General features: G+C 69.3%; 30 protein-coding genes. 29 read left to right on the top strand and 1 reads right to left on the bottom strand.

Translation table 11 applies throughout. From position 1 onward, the window contains the following. Nucleotides 1-11: 11 nt before the first annotated feature. The 3 genes from ACPC54_RS23660 (at nucleotide 12) to ACPC54_RS23650 (ending at nucleotide 1,271) form a co-directional block, all read left to right on the top strand. On the top strand, nucleotides 12-437 hold the full coding sequence (locus ACPC54_RS23660) for a helix-turn-helix domain-containing protein (protein WP_498967429.1): 426 nt from the start codon (nucleotides 12-14) through the stop codon (nucleotides 435-437). A gap of 182 nt (nucleotides 438-619) precedes the next feature. After that, nucleotides 620-907 (top strand): hypothetical protein, encoded by a 288-nt coding sequence (locus ACPC54_RS23655; protein ID WP_498967427.1) that lies wholly within the window; start codon nucleotides 620-622, stop codon nucleotides 905-907. A 118-nt stretch (nucleotides 908-1,025) separates the two neighbouring features. Continuing rightward, nucleotides 1,026-1,271, top strand: a complete 246-nt coding sequence (locus ACPC54_RS23650; protein ID WP_498967426.1) for a hypothetical protein — start codon at nucleotides 1,026-1,028, stop codon at nucleotides 1,269-1,271. Between the two features lie 247 nt (nucleotides 1,272-1,518). On the opposite strand, the gene ACPC54_RS23645 is transcribed toward ACPC54_RS23650, so the two are convergent. Next, the gene (locus tag ACPC54_RS23645) at nucleotides 1,519-1,845 is read right to left on the bottom strand and encodes a hypothetical protein (protein ID WP_498967425.1); all 327 of its coding nucleotides are present in this window, start codon (nucleotides 1,843-1,845) and stop codon (nucleotides 1,519-1,521) included. A gap of 145 nt (nucleotides 1,846-1,990) precedes the next feature. Here ACPC54_RS23645 and ACPC54_RS23640 point away from each other — a divergent pair, with 145 nt between their 5' ends. The 26 genes from ACPC54_RS23640 to terL all read left to right on the top strand — a co-directional run bounded on the left by ACPC54_RS23640 (nucleotide 1,991) and on the right by terL (nucleotide 16,673). Continuing rightward, entirely contained in the window at nucleotides 1,991-2,143 is a 153-nt protein-coding gene (locus tag ACPC54_RS23640) for a hypothetical protein (RefSeq protein ID WP_498967424.1), read from the top strand. Next, nucleotides 2,140-2,319, top strand: a complete 180-nt coding sequence (locus ACPC54_RS23635; protein WP_498967423.1) for a hypothetical protein — start codon at nucleotides 2,140-2,142, stop codon at nucleotides 2,317-2,319. Before ACPC54_RS23640 ends, ACPC54_RS23635 begins: the two co-directional genes overlap by 4 nt. Continuing rightward, on the top strand, nucleotides 2,316-2,480 hold the full coding sequence (locus tag ACPC54_RS23630) for a hypothetical protein (protein WP_498967422.1): 165 nt from the start codon (nucleotides 2,316-2,318) through the stop codon (nucleotides 2,478-2,480). Before ACPC54_RS23635 ends, ACPC54_RS23630 begins: the two co-directional genes overlap by 4 nt. Nucleotides 2,481-2,493: 13 nt before the next feature. Further along, complete coding sequence (locus ACPC54_RS23625; protein WP_498967421.1) at nucleotides 2,494-3,213, top strand: NUDIX domain-containing protein; 720 nt, start codon at nucleotides 2,494-2,496, stop codon at nucleotides 3,211-3,213. A gap of 107 nt (nucleotides 3,214-3,320) precedes the next feature. After that, on the top strand, nucleotides 3,321-4,409 hold the full coding sequence (locus tag ACPC54_RS23620; RefSeq protein WP_498967419.1) for a hypothetical protein: 1,089 nt from the start codon (nucleotides 3,321-3,323) through the stop codon (nucleotides 4,407-4,409). After that, nucleotides 4,406-4,558 (top strand): hypothetical protein, encoded by a 153-nt coding sequence (locus ACPC54_RS23615; protein WP_498967418.1) that lies wholly within the window; start codon nucleotides 4,406-4,408, stop codon nucleotides 4,556-4,558. The genes ACPC54_RS23620 and ACPC54_RS23615 overlap by 4 nt, the downstream gene beginning before the upstream one ends. Nucleotides 4,559-4,560: 2 nt before the next feature. Beyond that, nucleotides 4,561-4,719: a hypothetical protein gene (locus tag ACPC54_RS23610; protein WP_498967416.1), complete on the top strand. Its 159-nt coding sequence runs from the start codon at nucleotides 4,561-4,563 to the stop codon at nucleotides 4,717-4,719. A 2-nt stretch (nucleotides 4,720-4,721) separates the two neighbouring features. Then, a complete protein-coding gene (locus tag ACPC54_RS23605; protein ID WP_498967414.1) occupies nucleotides 4,722-5,018 on the top strand; it encodes a hypothetical protein in 297 nt (98 codons plus the stop codon). Then, nucleotides 5,015-5,554, top strand: coding sequence for a hypothetical protein (locus ACPC54_RS23600; RefSeq protein ID WP_498967412.1), 540 nt, complete (start codon nucleotides 5,015-5,017; stop codon nucleotides 5,552-5,554). Before ACPC54_RS23605 ends, ACPC54_RS23600 begins: the two co-directional genes overlap by 4 nt. After that, a complete protein-coding gene (locus ACPC54_RS23595) occupies nucleotides 5,551-6,291 on the top strand; it encodes a hypothetical protein (RefSeq protein WP_498967411.1) in 741 nt (246 codons plus the stop codon). The genes ACPC54_RS23600 and ACPC54_RS23595 overlap by 4 nt, the downstream gene beginning before the upstream one ends. After that, a complete protein-coding gene (locus tag ACPC54_RS23590; protein ID WP_498967410.1) occupies nucleotides 6,288-6,599 on the top strand; it encodes a hypothetical protein in 312 nt (103 codons plus the stop codon). The genes ACPC54_RS23595 and ACPC54_RS23590 overlap by 4 nt, the downstream gene beginning before the upstream one ends. Before the next feature lie 17 nt (nucleotides 6,600-6,616). After that, complete coding sequence (locus ACPC54_RS23585) at nucleotides 6,617-6,781, top strand: hypothetical protein (RefSeq protein ID WP_498967409.1); 165 nt, start codon at nucleotides 6,617-6,619, stop codon at nucleotides 6,779-6,781. 55 nt (nucleotides 6,782-6,836) lie between these two features. After that, nucleotides 6,837-7,010 carry a hypothetical protein gene (locus ACPC54_RS23580; RefSeq protein ID WP_498967407.1) on the top strand — a complete coding sequence of 58 codons (174 nt, stop codon included), beginning with the start codon at nucleotides 6,837-6,839 and terminating at the stop codon, nucleotides 7,008-7,010. A gap of 197 nt (nucleotides 7,011-7,207) precedes the next feature. Beyond that, nucleotides 7,208-8,785: a restriction endonuclease fold toxin-2 domain-containing protein gene (locus ACPC54_RS23575; RefSeq protein ID WP_498967405.1), complete on the top strand. Its 1,578-nt coding sequence runs from the start codon at nucleotides 7,208-7,210 to the stop codon at nucleotides 8,783-8,785. Nucleotides 8,786-8,821: 36 nt separating this feature from the next. After that, entirely contained in the window at nucleotides 8,822-9,196 is a 375-nt protein-coding gene (locus ACPC54_RS23570; protein WP_498967404.1) for a hypothetical protein, read from the top strand. A 24-nt stretch (nucleotides 9,197-9,220) separates the two neighbouring features. Next, complete coding sequence (locus ACPC54_RS23565; protein WP_498967402.1) at nucleotides 9,221-9,565, top strand: hypothetical protein; 345 nt, start codon at nucleotides 9,221-9,223, stop codon at nucleotides 9,563-9,565. 151 nt (nucleotides 9,566-9,716) lie between these two features. Next, complete coding sequence (locus ACPC54_RS23560; RefSeq protein WP_498967400.1) at nucleotides 9,717-10,496, top strand: transposase; 780 nt, start codon at nucleotides 9,717-9,719, stop codon at nucleotides 10,494-10,496. A gap of 96 nt (nucleotides 10,497-10,592) precedes the next feature. Continuing rightward, nucleotides 10,593-11,288, top strand: coding sequence for a hypothetical protein (locus tag ACPC54_RS23555; protein WP_498967399.1), 696 nt, complete (start codon nucleotides 10,593-10,595; stop codon nucleotides 11,286-11,288). A gap of 105 nt (nucleotides 11,289-11,393) precedes the next feature. Beyond that, the gene (locus ACPC54_RS23550; RefSeq protein ID WP_498967398.1) at nucleotides 11,394-11,600 is read left to right on the top strand and encodes a helix-turn-helix domain-containing protein; all 207 of its coding nucleotides are present in this window, start codon (nucleotides 11,394-11,396) and stop codon (nucleotides 11,598-11,600) included. 343 nt (nucleotides 11,601-11,943) lie between these two features. Beyond that, the gene (locus tag ACPC54_RS23545) at nucleotides 11,944-12,126 is read left to right on the top strand and encodes a hypothetical protein (protein ID WP_498967396.1); all 183 of its coding nucleotides are present in this window, start codon (nucleotides 11,944-11,946) and stop codon (nucleotides 12,124-12,126) included. 29 nt (nucleotides 12,127-12,155) lie between these two features. Continuing rightward, a complete protein-coding gene (locus tag ACPC54_RS23540; protein ID WP_498967394.1) occupies nucleotides 12,156-12,506 on the top strand; it encodes a hypothetical protein in 351 nt (116 codons plus the stop codon). Between the two features lie 25 nt (nucleotides 12,507-12,531). Next, nucleotides 12,532-12,834: a hypothetical protein gene (locus ACPC54_RS23535; RefSeq protein WP_498967392.1), complete on the top strand. Its 303-nt coding sequence runs from the start codon at nucleotides 12,532-12,534 to the stop codon at nucleotides 12,832-12,834. 146 nt (nucleotides 12,835-12,980) lie between these two features. Continuing rightward, the gene (locus ACPC54_RS23530) at nucleotides 12,981-14,120 is read left to right on the top strand and encodes a DNA-methyltransferase (protein ID WP_498967391.1); all 1,140 of its coding nucleotides are present in this window, start codon (nucleotides 12,981-12,983) and stop codon (nucleotides 14,118-14,120) included. Then, entirely contained in the window at nucleotides 14,120-14,434 is a 315-nt protein-coding gene (locus tag ACPC54_RS23525; protein ID WP_498967390.1) for a hypothetical protein, read from the top strand. The genes ACPC54_RS23530 and ACPC54_RS23525 overlap by 1 nt, the downstream gene beginning before the upstream one ends. Before the next feature lie 227 nt (nucleotides 14,435-14,661). After that, nucleotides 14,662-15,045, top strand: coding sequence for a hypothetical protein (locus tag ACPC54_RS23520; RefSeq protein ID WP_498967389.1), 384 nt, complete (start codon nucleotides 14,662-14,664; stop codon nucleotides 15,043-15,045). A gap of 14 nt (nucleotides 15,046-15,059) precedes the next feature. Beyond that, a complete protein-coding gene (gene terL / locus ACPC54_RS23515; RefSeq protein ID WP_498967388.1) occupies nucleotides 15,060-16,673 on the top strand; it encodes a phage terminase large subunit in 1,614 nt (537 codons plus the stop codon). Nucleotides 16,674-16,678: the final 5 nt, after the last annotated feature.

Raw genomic sequence — 16,678 nt, 5'->3', positions numbered from 1 at the left:
GGAGACCAGCCATGACCGCAGCCCAGGACTTCTCCGCCTGGCTCACCCAGGCGATGCGCGCCGCCGGCCTCGACATCGACAGCCAGCGAGGAGGAGGCAGGGCGACGCTCGCCGATGCATGCGACGTGTCGCGAAGCACAGCCGGCAGGTGGCTCGACGGATCCAGCATCCCAAGCCCAGAGCACTTCAAGTCGATCGCGCACACCGTTGGTGTCTCGGTGATCGACCTGCTGGTCGGAACGGGGATCATGGATCAAGCGGACGTCGGAACGCCGACCAGGTCGCCAGAAGCCGACCTCGCAGCTGAGCTCGGCCGACGATGGGGAGTGCCCCACGATCGGCTTCCACTGCTGCGCGCTTCCATCGAGGCCCTTGCAGTGGGACTTGCAGCCACCCATGACCATCCGGGCCCGGCCGGGACCGCCGACAGCGACTAGGTACGCCCACCAGACCGGCTAACGAACGCCCGAACCCCTACATCAACCTTCCGAATGGATTCGGTCTCCGTGCCACGCGGTAGCACGATCAGGCGCTACGGTGGCTGAGCGCCGTTCTGCCACAACGGCGCCTGCTGGCCGCGCCAGCACAGCCACGAACCCGTCGCCACCGGGAGAGATCAATGACCGCCCCTGAGCCGTGGAGCATCCAGCGGATCGCTGACGCACTCGGCAACCCCACCCTTGCCCAGCGCTTCATCGGCGAGATCAACAAGGCCCCCGCCCACGATGTGATGCACGTCTTCGCCAAGTGGCAGGGCCGCGCCGAACGCCTCGGCGAGACCAAGGCCACGATGGAGGAGGCGCGGGCGGCGGAGGTGGCCGGCGAGGCGATCCCCGGGGAGCGAGTCGACATCACCGAGAAGGTCCAGGCCGCGGCGGATCGGTACCGGGCGCGCGGCGCGGCGTGATCCTGCTGTTCGGGTGACGGTTGTCAACGACGCGCGCTACGCTCACGCTCGGTAGCCCATCTGCCACAAGATGCCACCCGCGCGACCCTCAGGGCGCCGCTGATCACCTGGACAGCGAATGACCTACTCCCTGCAGTGCAGTCGGATCGTCGAGGCGGTCTGGGACTCTCTTCCACAGCCCGTGTCCGAGCGGCTCGCCACCGCCCTCGCTCGCGCCTGCGACGACCCGATGGGTGAGACGGAGCCGTGGGGCATCGATGACGGGGTGACCCGGATGCTGGTTCTCAGCGACGTCTTCGCAGTGCTGTACCTGGAGCACTCAGCAAAGGTGTTGCACATCTACCAGATCGACTACCTGGGCTGACGAAGCACCGCTGCGCCCCGCCAGATTCGTCCGGCGGGGCGCAGCTGCGTGTTCAGCGAGGCCTGACCCAGAACCCGCACGGCCATCGGCTCGACCCGCATCCGTCGCAGGGATGCGCCGCAGATACGCACCGGATGCGCAGCAGGTCAGCGATACGACGACAACCCCGCCTGGATGCTCAGGCGGGACCGAGATGCGCAGACCACTCCAGCGAATATGCCTGCGCCACCCAGCGCCGCCGAAGAACCTATGCGGGGCGGTCTCGCCTTCCCGCGCTTGGCGGGGCATCGCCCCGCGCAAGGTCCGCCGTCCCGGCTGCCGCCTCCAAGCGCTTGCGCTCCAGATCGGTGCGCCGGCCCTGGCCACCCTCTCTTGCTTGGAAATAAGGCACAGCGGCATGCCAGTCCACCGCCTTGGCTCGGCCAACGGTGACCACTGGGGGGAACTTGGGGTCTTCGCGCGAAAGCTGGGAGACCCGCTGATGGCTGATGCCATCGAGGATGCCTTCCTTGACAAGCCGTCGCGCCAACTCACGGAACGAGACCATCTCCGGCCCCCTTTCTGCTGCGGTCACGGCACCATCTTCCCCGACTTCTAGCCTTATGGCTAGAAGTTCGCTACTCTCGATCCAGCAACAGCAAACGGCCCCGGCCGGCGCTGACGACGCCACATGGCCGGGGCCAGTCCCACCCTCCACCGCAAAGCACGAGGACAGGACCATGCCCGATCGTAGTGTGACCTCCCCGCCCAACGGCACCACCCCGCCGCTCCCCATCCGGGACACCAGCACCTCCACCTACCCCGGCAGCCCGCGCCACCACGCCGTGCCGGCCACCAGCCGCGCCCCGCAGCCCAGCGGAGGCCCCCGGTGAACCAGCCCGACGACCTCGCCCAGCTCGCCGCCGAGCTCAAGGCCGAGACCGCGCACCTCCGCGAGCCCGAGCCCTCCGCGCCCACCTGGCCCAACGGCGCCCCCGAGATCGGCGTCGACTGGGCCGACCCGGAGAGCCGCCCTGCGGCGTGGCGCGCCTTCGGGGAGGACGCGTGACCCCCGACGACGACCTCGTCCCCTGCAGCGTCTGCCCCGACGAGGTCCACCGCAACGAGATCCGCGAGCACGCCGGCCAGCCGCACTGCCTCAACTGCATCGACAACGCCGTCCACGAGTACGACCGCGTTGTCACCCAGCGCCTCGCCTACGCCGCCTAGGGAGATGACCAGCATGAACAAGATCACCGCCGTCCCCGCTGCCCTGCGCGACTGGGCCGTGACCTGGCCGGAGTACGCGCCGGTGGACGTCACACCGGACGAGCTGCAGCCGGCAGCACTGGCCCACCACGTGCCCGACTGGGCGGAGGCCGCCCCGACCCCGGACGCCGTGACCAACTGGCCCCAGCGCCAGGCCAACGCCATCGTGCCCTACCAGCTCGACGCCCACGGCTGGCCGCAGCACCCCCATGGCCGCACCGGCAAGTGCGGCCGCAACCTCCCCCTCTGGGGCGAAAACGCTGCGGCCGACGCCATCGTGGTCGCAGGACGCGGGGAGGACCGGCAGGTTCTGCTGATCACTCGGGATGACATCGGCGTCTCGGCGACACCCGGCGGCATGCGCGACCCGGGCGAGACCGAAGAGGAAGCCCTGCGCCGCGAGCTGCACGAGGAGACCGGCCTCATCCTGACCGATCACCAGCTGGTGATCCTGGGCCGCCAGGTGGTGCGCGACTGGCGCGAGTCGGACCGGTCCTGGGTTGCCTCCGCCTTCGGGCTTCTCCGGGTGCCCGCCACGATGCCCGCCACCGCCGGCGACGACGCCCGCGACGCTGCCTGGTGGCCGTTTCGCGATCTGGCGCAGCTCGAAGCCGCGCTCACCGCCGCCGGCCACACGCTCTACGCCGCGCACCGGCCGTTCCTGCAGCACGCCCTGCGCCACCTCGCCCTGTAGCCGCTCCCCGAGCAGCTGGCGCATAACCCCCCGGGACCGGCCGGGCCCGCCCCACCGCGCGAGCCCGGCCACCCCGCCACGCCCCAAATCCCCGGAGCACCACGCCCATGACCGCCACCGAACCGCCCGAGCCCCCCAGCCAGTTCGCCTGGAACCTCTCCATGTGGATCATCCGACCCGCCGCCGCCGGCATGGCCGCCTGGTCCCTCTACGCCGTCGCCCGCCACTACGACGTCCCCTGGCAGCTCGCCCTCTTCGCCAGCCTCGTCTTCGACGGCATCGCCATGGCCTGCCTGTACCAGGCATCCGAAGCCGTCCGCGCCGCCCGCTCCGCCGCCCTGCCCATCCTCGCCACCCTCGGCATGGCCGGCACCAGCGTCTACCTCAACGTCGTCCACGCCCGCATCACCGGCGGCGGCCGGCCCGCCGAGGTCCTCTACGCCACCCCCACGATTGGGCTGCTCGCCGTCTCCGGCCTGTCTTGGGCCGCCGACCGCACCACCGCACGCGCTGCCCGCGGCGAGTCCCCGATGCGCCTGCCGGCCTACGGCGCCCTCGGCTGGGTCCTCGCTCGGCCGCAGGCGTACGCCGCACTCAAGGCCAAGGCCGCAGTGCATGTGACCAGCGGCGCATCCACCACGCATCCGCCCGCACCACCGGTAGGCCACAAGGACCACCGGGCCCTCCTTCGCGCGAAGTTCGCAGAGATCCCGCCCGACGAAGCCGTCCAGATCGCCGCCTCCGCGCACCCCACCCTCGACCACGAGCAGCTCGCCGAGATGCTCACCACCTACGGCATCACCGTGTCCGCGCTCGACGTCGCGCTCCTCCTCGGCCGCGCCGCGGTCCCGAGTGTCACCCTCGACCGTGTCACTCCGCCCAATCCCGAGCAGCTCGCGCTCGTCCCCTCCGCGATGATGCGTCCCCGCGGCATTGCCGAGATGCCGATGGTCACTGGCATGTCGAAGGCCGAGGCCATCACCACAATCGCCAACCACCTCGGCGGCCTCGACGCTGAACCCGCCGCCGTGGCCCAGCTCCTCGCGTGGCAAGGCCTTCCCACCGACACCGCCTACATTCGCACCGCGCTCTCCCGCGCCCGTAAGGCCGCAGCGAAGACCGCCGAGAAGGACGCCGCGGCAGCTCAGCAGCGAGCCAGCGACGACCGGCGCGCCGGTACCGGGTTCTACCCGTGATCGCCGCCCTCTGCTGGCTGCTCCCCGCCGCCATCGCCTTCGCCGGCGTCTACTGCGTCGCCGACCACCCGGATCGGCACACCCTCTGCCTCATCGGCCTCGCCGCCCTTTGGGCCGCCAGCCTCGCTCTCGTCATCACCTGGAGATAGCCATGGGCCTCTGGTCCAAGATCACCAGCAGTCAGACCGCCAGCGCGACCAGGCGGACCACCCGCGACCACGAGCGTCGCAACCGCGAGATCCGCCGCATCGACGCCGGCACCGCCACCTGGCTCCGCAACGGCGGCATCGGCCCCCGGAAGGACCGCTGACCATGCACATCGACACCACCCGGCTCCGACCCGCCTACAACGGCAGCGCCCTCGCCGCCGGCATCCTCGCCGCCCCCGCCTGGGCCCACGTCCTCAACAACATCTCCCACGTCGGCGACGGAACCGGCCCCCTCGGCGCCACCGCCATCGCCGCCACCGCCACCCTCATCGCCGACCGCACCCTCAACCACAACATCTGGCTCCCCCGCGCCGCCCTCTTCACCGCCCTCATCGCCCCCGCCTACAGCCTCCCGGCCGCCCGGCCCGTGATGGCCTTCCTCACCGGAGCAGACCTGTGAACGTCACCATCACCCTCGGCGGCCTCTTCATCGGCCTCGTCCTTATCCTCCGCCAGTTTCTCCCCGACGCCTGGGGCGCCGTCATGAAGGGCGGCGGCGGAGCCGCCCAACCCGGGGTGGCCAGCGGCAAGTTCACCCTTCGCGCACACGCGCCCTTCCTCATCGGCACCACGGTCGGCATGCTCGCCATCTCCTGCCCCGGCGGCCTCATCGGCACCCTCGCCGCGAAGGCAGTCGGCATCAGCAACACGGTCGGCGACAAGGTCGTCTCCGGCGGCGTAGGCGCCGCAGCCACCTCCGTCACCCGCCACGCCGCCACCGCTGTCACCCCCTTCGGCGGCCTCATCACCGTCCTCGCCGTCGTCGCTGTCATCATCCTTCGCAAGACCCTCGACAAGCGCGCCAAGGGGCAGATGTTCAGCGGGGTATGGGCCGGATCCACCCTCGGCCTGTCCGCCGGCGCCGCCGGCATCACCGCCACCGTGCTCATCCCCCTGGTCAACCAGGCCGGCGCCCTCATCGGCGGCCAGCTGTGACCACCATCCAGCGGCGAGCCGCCGACCGGCTCGCTGCTGGCACCACCATCGTCGTGAAGCGCATCGGCGCCGCACTCGTCCCCGAGCAGCGGCCGATCGCCACCGTGGTCCGGTGTGGGGGAACGGCCTGGCTCGGCTTCCGGCTGCTGGACATCGCCCACCACACGCCCGCCGTCCTTATCGCGGGTGCCGGCATCTGGTGCCTGTCCGCCTGGAGGGCCGGCGACCCCACTGCGAAGCCTGCAGCGAAGCCCGCCGAGCCCGTCGCGGCGGACAAGGCAGTCGAGGAACCGCAGGGCGAAGAAGAGGAAGCGACCGAAGCGACCGAGGCGGTCGAGAAGCCTGACGAACTCGCCGACTTCATCACCCTGCTCCACCACCTCATGCCCGGCACCACCCCCGGCCGCAACGACCGGATCCACCTCGCCCAGATCGCCTCCGCCTGGGGCGTCGAGGGCGCCGACACCGCCCCTATCCGAGCGCTCCTCGCCCGGCTGAACATCCCCACGACCTCATGCCGTGTCCCCGACCGCGGCTCCAGCACCGGCATCTACCGGCGCGACGTACCCCCACTCCCCGACCCGGACCAGCAACCCCTCCCGGCTGTGGTTGGCGGCCCTGACCAGCAACAACAACAGCAACAACGCTCGGAAGTGGCGGCCCGAGAGGGGTTCTGGATCAAGGGTCACCCGGACCACCCACACCGATCAATCGTCGAATGGGAGGAAGCGTCATGACCAAGCTCGGCAGCTACCTCACCGCCGGCGGCGCCACCGTCGACATCACCATCACCACCCCCGCCGAAGAACGCCACCAGACCGCCGAAGCCACCTGCAGCGGCGCTCTCTGCGGCGCCACGAAGGCCGCCCACAGCGACATCTCGTGGACCACCGACGACCGTAATCTCCCCGCCGACAAGTCCCGCCAGATCCGCGGCCACCGCGCCGCCCAGCACTCAGCCCAACAGCTCGCCCCCTGGGCGCAGCAGCACGCCGACACGTGCCGGGCAACGCCCGCCGGCACCGGCCACGCCATCGACCGCTAGCTGAGAGGAACTACCAGATGAGCACCGACCAGCAACTCGCCGCCGCCGAAGCCCGGCTCACCGAACTCCAGCAGACCTTCGTCGCGGCTGCCCACGACCCCGACAAGCGCCGCCGCCTCACCGATCAGATCCGCGAGACTCGCATCGAGATCAGCAGGCTGTACGCGCTCCTGCCGGCCTGAGAGGCACCCCGACGCTTCCCGCCCCATCGCCCACCACGACAGCCGAGGGCAGATCATGACCAAGAACGAAGCCGTCCGCGAGGCAGCCCGCGAGATCCTCGCCCACGGCGGCCCCAACTGCTCCACCGACCCGCACATCGGCCTACGCGCCATGGCCCGCGCGATCGACCTCGGCGCGACCGAGCAGGAGATCCAGGCCGCGATGTGCCGCCAGCGCGAGACCGCCTGACCGACCAACAAGCGCCCGCCCTGCTCGAATGACGGGGCGGGCCTTCGCGCGAGAAGACCCGGGCCGGGCGTCCGCGAGTTAGACGCGAATTGGCCTCCTGTCACTCGTTCGCACCGAGGTCCCCAGCCCTTGCTAACGTGAACAGGGACAGATAGGTGGGGGGCCCAATGACAAGCTTTCATGTCAAACCGGCGGACATGATCCTTTCCTCCGCTGGCTTCACCGACCTGCACAACACCGCCGCCCAGTGGTACCGAAGCCTGGTGTTCTCGATGGACGGCGCCGCGGGCATGGCGGGGGACGACGACGCGGGCAAGAAGTTCGCCGCCAAGTACGACCCGGTGGCGCAGAAGCTCGTCGACGCGATGGCGCAGGTCGTCGGCCAACTTGGAGGGACCGCCAACGGTCTGTACACCATGGCGATCAGCTACCTCCAGACCGATGCCGACATCGCGGCGGCTCTCATGGCTCCACAGAAGCTTCCCGAGTCCGCTAGCCCAGACTGCGACGAGGAGGTGGCCAAGGCCAAGCTCCGCTCTGCGATGGGCCACAACGGAAGCGGCGCCGTCCACGACATCGTCAAGAAGTTCTGGCCCCAGGGCAATCCGGGCAAGCTCCGTCAGGCCGCGAAGGACTGGAAGCACTTCGCGCAGTTGGTGAGCCGTCTGGGGACCGAGGGAGACAAGCGCGTCCAGCGTGTCACCGCCTCCAGTACCTCCAGCGCGGTCACCTCGTTCTCGCAGAACTGGGCGAAGGTACACGACGGCTGTGCCACCGAGGGCCCGCTGCTGAACAGCATGACGAACGCGGCGTACAAGCTCGGGCAGGCATGCGAGGCGTACGCCAAGCAGGTGGAGGACCTGCGGAACAAGTTGGAGGATCTCGCCATCGGTGCCGGCATCGTCGCGGGCACCGGCATCCTGCTGACCGTCGTCACCTTCGGGGGGTCCGACGTGGCGGCCGCCGGCGGGGAAGCCGCGATCGCCGCGGAGGCGAGCACCGCGGCGGTCGCCATGGCGGCAGCGGTCGAAGGCAGTGCGGAACTCGCCGTTCTGGCCGAGGCCGCAGCCGTCGTCGACACTGCAGCGGCGAGCCTCATCCCGGTCGGCGCAGCGGTGACCGCCACAGCCACGACGGCCGTCGTGTTGGCTGGGGCGACCGACGCCGCAGCAGCACCCGCCCCGAAGCCTCCGCCGTTTACGGTTACGCCCGGGATGCTGCCACTGCCACACGATCCGACCAGTCCGTTCCCGGTGCTGCCCGCTCAGCAGCAGGCAGCGATCCGGGCGTGGATGACGCAGATGGAGAAGGACGGCCGTACGTTCCAGGCCGAAGGCCCCCATCAGCCCGATCCCCCGAAGAAGCCCGACCCGAAGATCAATGCCCGGCGTGCGTATCAGGTTCGGGTAGCCGGGTCGACGGAGTACTCGCTGTACACCACCGTGACCGACGACTCCGGCCGTGAGCTGAGCATGAACGCCGACGGTGTCCGCCCGGAGGACGGCGCCGCGATCGATGCCAAGTACATCGGCCAGCAGAAGAGCTGCAACTCGCCGTTCCGACTGGACAACGCGGACGGCGTCATGGACTTCGCGTACGAAAATATCATGGCCGGTGAATCGAAGAAGCTGAACAAGTACGCGTCGGCTCTGAAAGACCCCCGCAACAAGGTCAACCACCTCGAACTCATCACGAACGACGCCAAAGCCAGCGCCTACTTCCAGAGCCTGATGACGGCCCAGGGCGTCACCGGCCGGGTTCGAATCGAACCCTGACCGGTTAGCACGAACCACCGAGAGAAACGAGCACTTGTGGGAGCCAGCTTCTACGTCAGCGCCGACCGCCGGCAGAGCGGACCGTGGACTTTCACCGGTGAGCAGGTGAAGGAGTGCATCCGGCGGCACTGGCCGGACGCCACGGTGAGCAGGGCGTTCGAGGACTTCCTGGAGATCGCCGCAGAGGTCGAACCCGCCCAGCGGGCCGAGCTTTCCTACAACCTCAAGCACGGCGCATTCTCGTTCGAAGACCGGGCGCCGCACTCCGCACCACTGATCGTTATCTATACGGTGCTGCACGAGCTGGCACCCACAGTGCCGGTGGTGTGGTGGATCGACTATGACGTCGATCTTCAACCCCTTGATCTGGCCGGCGGCCGCGAAGCGTTCCTCTCAAGTTTCCCTCTCTGAGTCGGGTAGCCGAGGCACGCCGATGTGGCGCACCTTCACGGTCGGGCGTCGGGAAGCCGGTCGATCGGCCGGTTCGCCCCGCAAGGCCAGCCGGCGGTGCAACTGTCGAAGCCAGCGGCGAGGCCATCCCTGACCTATCCGAACGGCCGACCGGTCACCCCAGAGGAGTGGCCTGGCCTCTACAAGGTCTTCTGTCGGCTCTACGAGGACCAGGGGCACGCCACCAAGGGCGACCTCGTCGAGCACGGGCAGTTCGGGTCGCGGGACACGGTCCGGCGCGCACTCGATGTGTGGATGCAACACGGCGTCCTGTCCGAGAAGGCCGGAAAGGTCGAGCGGTTTTTCCTGCCCACTGAAGAGGAAGGCTGATCAGCTCAGGCCTACCGGCCAACCAGCCCGCCCGCCCCAGGTGCCACCCGGGGCGGGCGCCCACATGACCAAGCCAAACGAGAAGCGTAAGCCCGCTTTACGTCTCGATCGGTGGACTGTAAGGTGGATTTACATCAATCGGGAGGGTGTCATGCGACAGTACGAAACCATCATCGACCTGCTCAACCACCAGGGCCCCGGGCTCCAGGACTACGTCACGCCCGACCAACTCGACCAGCTCATCAACGGCACCCTGCCGATCGGCGACATCGCCGACGACTACCTCGACGACCTGGCCAACAGCACCGTCACCGTCGCCACCAGCCCCGAGGCAACCCGCGCGGACCTCCTCGGCTGGATCCGGGCCGAGATCGACAACGCCATCGAACAGCGCAAGGAAGACGCACAGCAGGCAAGCCTCGACGCCCTCGGCGCCCTCGCACACGCCGACACGGTCTGGGCCGCCGGAGCCCACCGTCGCAAGCTCGACGCGATCGCCGAGGCACAGCAGCGCGGAGCCACAAAGGACGCCATCGCCCGCAACCTGGGCATCACCCGGCCCACCCTTGACGAGTGGATCCGCAACCGCGAGGACCGAATCCTCTTCAATGGCGCCCTCGCCATCATCACCCACCCCAACGTCACCACCGCCGACAGCAAGACCCTCGGTAGCCTCTACAAAGCCCTCGGCGTTCGCAGCATCTCGACCCAGGCCGAAGCGGTACTCGAAGGCATGCATCACATCGACAAGAACGCTCTCCGTCCCGAGCAAAGCGACCTCATCTTCAAGAAGGCCGTCCCGCGCGCCTGGCAACTCGTCGACCACGTGGAGCAGCCCGAGACCCAGCGACAGCAGGCCGCCGCCCTCCGAGAAGACGCAGCTCGACTCGGCCTGGAAGTCATCACAACGGACGGGTCCGCCTTCAACTAGCAGGAATCCAGGCCCCACCACGCGGCCAGCAGGTGGGGCTTCGGCATGATCGATGCCACACTGGGCTGATCACCCCGCCGCCCCGGGAGGACCAGCATGCACACCACCCCCACCGCCACGGACGACAACACACCCCGCTGCGCCCACTGCCCCCGCCTGCTGCGCCACGACGAGCTCCACCGCTACGCCTGCCGCGTCTGCGAAGACCGAGCCACCGCCCAACTCCGCGCCATGCCAGGGCTGTACGAGCAGCTCGGCAGCAAGCTCGCCCCCACCGCCGCCGCAAGCAACACCGGCCGCATCACCGGCGCATCCGGTACGGCACCCCTCCCCGCCGCCCTCACCCCGCTCGACCTCCGCGGCCCCGGCGGAATCGTTTCCTCACTCCTCGGCATCGAGCAGCGCTGGCGCGACCAACTCGACTGGGAACCCCTGCCGTTCCGCGGCAACTACGAGGCCAGCCTCGCCGGCTGCGTCACCATGCTGACCAACAACCTGCCATGGGCCTGCGAGCACTACGCCGACATCAGCGCCGAGATGAAGCTCGTCAACTCCCTCCACACGCAAGCCGATGCGACAGTCACCGGGCAATGGGAGCAGCGCGTCCCGATCGGCCATTGCCCCACCGGCGCCGACACCGGCCAGCCTTGCGGCGAGCGGCTCAAGGTCTCCCCCTGGGCCTTGGAGATCAAGTGCGGCGGCTGTGGCACCACCTGGCCGCGCAACGAATGGCTGGCCCTTGGCGCCGCGCTGCGCGGCTTCGACACGCCGCCTATCGGCAAGGCAGCTTGACACGCCGCCCGACCGAAGCGATCATCTGATCAACTAGAACATCTGTCGAAAGGGCCACCCCACCACGGGGTGGCCCTTTCGCATTCCCGCAAGGCGGTGACACCCGTGGAGCCCATACTCGTCACTGCCCGCGAAGCCTCCCTGTGGACCGGCCGCCCGGTAGGCACGATCTGGCGATGGGCGTCCGAACGCCGGATCAGCCGCCACGAGACGCCCTGCGGCACCAGGTACGACCTGCGCGAGCTGCCGGCCGCCACCGACGCCGGCCCTGGAGCCGCCCCGGCGTTGCCGGAAGGTTGCGCGGCGGCCTGACCCACATGCTCCCCGCCGTGTGCCGCCCACGCGCGCCGGCCGGCGGGGACGGCCCGCCCTGAGGGCGGCGGGCCCAGCTCGCGGCCTGGCGTACACCATCCCGCCAGGCCGCGAGCCCCATCCCGGAGGTGACCGTGGAACACGATCCTTGGCGCGCCCTCGACGCCCCCTTCGTCCCGACCAGCGAGTGGGACCCGATCCCCGGCACCTGCTCCCGCTGCGGCCGCCCCGCCTGGCTCGGCGAGACACGTTGGTGGCATGACGGACCCACCTGCCGAGCCCGACGCGTCGACCACGTCACCGCGCCCGTGATCGCCCAGTTCATCCCGGATGAGAGACCACGGTGAACGCCCTCCAGGTGCTGGCCCTCGTCTCCCCGATCGTCCTCCTCGCAACACTCACCGCCCGCGCAGCCAGCTGGAAGACCAAGTTGTCGGACCGGATCGACGAGCTGGAGAAGCGCGTCGACCAGCACCAGGACGACCTACACGAACTCGGCACCGCCGTCCGCAAGCGCAACGACTGACCCACCCCCGCCCTCAACCGGGAGCCCTCATGCCCCTCCGCCTCCGCACCGAACGCCGCGCTCTCTCCCGAGACGCCGCCCGCGCCCACAGCCGAGCCAATCCCACCGCCGGGTCGAACCGGGCCGAACGCCGCCGCCACGGATGGCGCGGCGACGTCTCCACGCTCGTCCGTGGTCCCCACGACCGTGCCTGGCTGTACTCCGGCACTATCAACGGCGGCGGCCAGACCCGCATCAACGCCAAGCGCAACGCCCGCACCGACTACTGGACCAACTACCAGGTCCAGAAGCTCAGGAGCTACGTCGGCACCCTCGACACACTGCACCGCGACCTCAGGTCGACCCTCACCGAACTCGGCCCCCGCAGCCGCTTCGCCTGACCGCCCTCACCTCAAGGAGACCTGCATGTCCATCGCCGACGACTTCCACGCCCTCGTCGTCAAGCTCAAGGACGAGCGCCACCACCTCGCCGACGAGGCCCACCACCTGTGGGACCGCCTGCGCGGCGACGAGCACACCCTCGCCACCGAAGTCGGTACCGACGCCCACAAGGTCGCGATCGACGCCGGTCCCGTCGTCGCCGAGATCAAGGCCGACGCCCACAGCATCGGCGAGGACGTCGCCCAGGAGACCAAGGCCATCGCCACCGAGGCCGTCGCCGACGTCCAGACCGCGGCGCAGCCCGAGAAGCCCACCCCGCAGGTCTGACCGTGGCAGCCCACCAAGGCGCCACGTACATAGAAACCCGTCAAGTTCCCCTCGACGAACTGACACCGTTCCCCGGAAACGCCAAGCGCGGCGACGTCGAAGCAATTCGCGCTTCCCTTCGCCGCAACGGGCAGTACCGCTCCCTCGTGGTCCGCCTCATCGAGCACGGGCCGATCACGGTCCTGGCCGGAAACCACACCCTCCAGGCCCTTACTGCCGAGGGCCACTCGACGGCCCGCTGCGAGATCATCGCCTGCGACGACGCCACAGCCCGCCGCATCAACCTGGCCGACAACCGCATCGCCGAACTCGGAAGCTTCGACACGGAGGCCCTCGCCGAACTCCTCGCCGCAGCGGACGGCGACCTCGACGGCACCGGCTACACCACGGCGGACATCGACTCGATCCTCGGTAGCATCCAGGAGCTTCCCGCCCTACTTGGCGACCCGGACGACGTGCCGGACCCGCCAGCCGATCCGATCACCACCCGCGGCGATGTCTGGATCCTCGGCCAACACCGGCTCCTGTGCGGTGACTCCACCGACGTCACCGCCGTGGAGAACATGCTCGCCGGCGACCGGGCCGACTGCATGTGGACGGACCCGCCCTACGGCGTGGACTACGTCGGTAAGACAAAGGACGCCCTGACCATCCAGAACGACGGCGCCTCCGACCTTCCCGAACTCCTCGCCGGAGCATTCGCCGTCGCAACAATCGCCCTCAAGCCGGGCGCGCCGGTCTACGTAGCGCACCCTCCCGGCCCGCTGGCCCTCGACTTCGCCCACGCTTTCCTCCAGGCCGGCTGGCTACTCCGCCAGAACCTCATCTGGGACAAGGGAACCCTGGTCCTCGGCCGAAGCGACTACCACTACCAGCACGAGCCCATCCTGTACGGCTTCACCGACGCTCCCACGGGATCCGGTCGCCTCGGCCGCGGCGGGGACCGGTGGTTCGGAGACAACTCCCAGACCAGTGTCTTCGCCGTTCCTAAGCCCGCTCGCAGCCAGGACCACCCGACGATGAAGCCAGTGGAACTTGTTGCCGCGGCGCTCCGGAACTCCTGCCCGTCGAGGGGCACCGTCTACGAGCCGTTCGGCGGCTCCGGCACCACGCTGGTCGCCGCGCACACCACCGGCCGCGCCGCCCGCGTCGTCGAACTCGATCCGAGATACGCCGACGTCATCTGCCGCCGGTACCAGCAACTCACAGGAACTCGCCCCGTTCTGCAATCAAGCAACGAGGCCGTCGACTTCGATCCCCCCGTGCAGGCCCCAAGGGGCACGTAGTGGCCAGCCGCGCAGCGCAGGCACTCACCCTTCGTCTGGCCGGGGTCGACTGGAACACCATCGTCGAGCGCCTCGACTACCCAGACGTCTCGGCCGCGATCGAAGACGTGACCGAGGCAGCCGACGCCCAGTACGACGGCGTACCGCTCGATCCTCTACGTGTCCTTGAGATTCTCCGTTTCGACCGGCTCCAAGCAGCAGTCTGGAGCGCGGCCATGAAGGGGGACCTCGCCGCCGTCAACGCGGCCCTGTCCATCGGAGACCGTCGCGCCCGAATGCTGCGTCTCTACCTGCGTTCCGCGCGTGGCCACTGAGGAGGTCCGCGATTTCCACGAGCTCAAGTGACAACGCGAACACGATCACCCGGAGAGCTCGGTGCGGCGCAAGGACCCGCCAGGAAGAATCCGCCGAACACTGCGGGCTCCCCGCCGGCTGGGGAACCGACCACCCTGGTGTCGGCCGGTGCAAGCTGCACGGCGGGAAGACCGCAGGGCAGCGGGCGAAGGCAGCTCAGCTTCAGGCCGAACAGGAGGTCCGGGCGGTGCTCGCCGAGCTGAACGTTGAGCCTGTCGATGACCCCCTGACCGCTCTCGCCCAACTCGCCGGCCAGGTCGTCACCTGGCAGAAGGCCATCGCCACGATCGTCAATCGGCTCGGCGATCAAGTTCGGTACGAGGGGCTGGCCGGCGGCGAGCAGCTGCGGGCCGAAGTCGCCCTCTACGAGCGGGCGATGGACCGCGCGAACACCGTGCTGGCCACCATCGCCCGTCTCGACATCGACGGCCGCCTCGCCCGCATCGAGGAGACCAAGGCGCAGCTCCTCATGGACGCCGTCCAGGCCGGCCTCGCCGCGATCGGCGTCACCGCCGAACAGGCCGCCACCGTCCGGCAGGTCATGGCCCGGAAGCTGAGAGCCATCAGCTAAGGCGGGGTGGCAGCGTGCGGCGAGACGCTCTGTCCATCCTCGCCGACCGCCTTGAGGACGACGGCAACGCCCTCATGGAATTCGCTACCCCAGGTGAACTCGCTGCCGCGATCAACCCGGCCACGGTGCAAACACCCGCGCTGAGCGTCGTCGACCAAGAGATCGTCCGCGCCTACACCACGCCCGGCGCCCGCCTCCTGGTATCCATGCCGCCGCAGGAAGGCAAGAGCGAGCGGGTCACCAAGACCGGATCCCTGTGGGCACTCCACCGCAACCCCGAGCTGCGCCTGGGCATCGTCTCCTACTCCCAGGCCCTGGCAGAGGGCTTCGGCCGCGACGTGCGGAACTGGATCGCCTCCAACAACGGCGACGAAAACACCCTCGACCTCGGGCTGCGCATCGCCCGCGACAACGGATCAGCGCGCCGCTGGCAGTTGGCCGGACACCGCGGCGGCATCGTGTGCGTCGGCATCGGCGGCGGCCTGACCGGCCGCCCGCTGGACGCCCTGGTCATCGACGACCCGTTCGCCGACAAGGAGCAAGCAGCGTCCGCCTACTACCGCGAACGCGTGTGGGGGTGGTGGCAGGCAGTCGGTTCCACCCGGCTCGCCCCCGGCGCACCAGTGATCTGCATCCTGACCCGCTGGCACGAGGACGACATCGCCGGACGGTTCCTCGACTCCGAGGACGGCCACCGATGGCGCGTCATCAACATTCCTGCCCTCGCTGACCACGATCCCGCTAAGGGGGAGAGCGACCCGCTCGGCCGCGCCCCCGGCCAGTGGCTCATCTCAGCGCGCGGCCGCAGCAGCGAAGAATGGGAAGCCATCCGCGTCCAGGCCGGCTCCCGTGTCTTCAACGCCCTCTACCAGGGCAGGCCCTCACCGGACGCGGGCAATGTGTGGAAGCGACCGTGGTGGCGCCGCTACAGCATCCCGCTGTGGTCACAGCACCCCAGCGTTGCTGACGCCTACCTGGTCGACGAGTTCGACGAGTTGATCATGTCGTGGGACATGACGTTCAAGGACACCAAGAGCAGCGACTACGTCGTGGGGCAGGTCTGGTGCCGGCGCGGCGCCAACGTCTACCTCCTCGACCAGATCCGCAAGCGGCTGTCGTTCACCGACACTCTCACCGTGTTCAAGACCCTCGCTGCGCGCTGGCCCCAGGCCACCGCCAAGCTCGTCGAGGACAAGGCCAACGGCACCGCGATCATCGACACCCTCAAGTCGAAGATCCCCGGGATCATCGCCATCACCCCGACCGAGAGCAAGTACGCCCGGGCAAACGCAGCCGCACCCCTCATCGAGGCCGGCAACGTCCTGCTCCCCGAAGCCGGCATCGCACTGTTCGACCCCGAGGAACTCATCGACGAGGCCGCTGGATTCCCCAATGGGGCGCACGACGATCTGGTCGATGCCACCAGCCAAGCCCTCTCCTACCTGCTCCTGGACGGCAGCGGCGCCCAGGCCTGGTTCAACTACGCCAGACGGCGCGCCCAGGCGACCCAGCCGGCCGCCGAACCGGAGCCGCCCACGCCCGAACCCACCGGCATAAACGCTCCAGAAGACCCGGTGGCCGCTCGTAAACGCGCCCGCGACGCCGCCGTCCGGCAGCAGCGCCAATGACCCCT

The organism is Kitasatospora sp. NPDC094028, assembly GCF_049543595.1.
Lineage (GTDB): Bacteria > Actinomycetota > Actinomycetes > Streptomycetales > Streptomycetaceae > Kitasatospora.
Note: the sequence above shows the minus strand (reverse complement) of the source record. Positions and strands in the feature narration are given on the sequence as shown.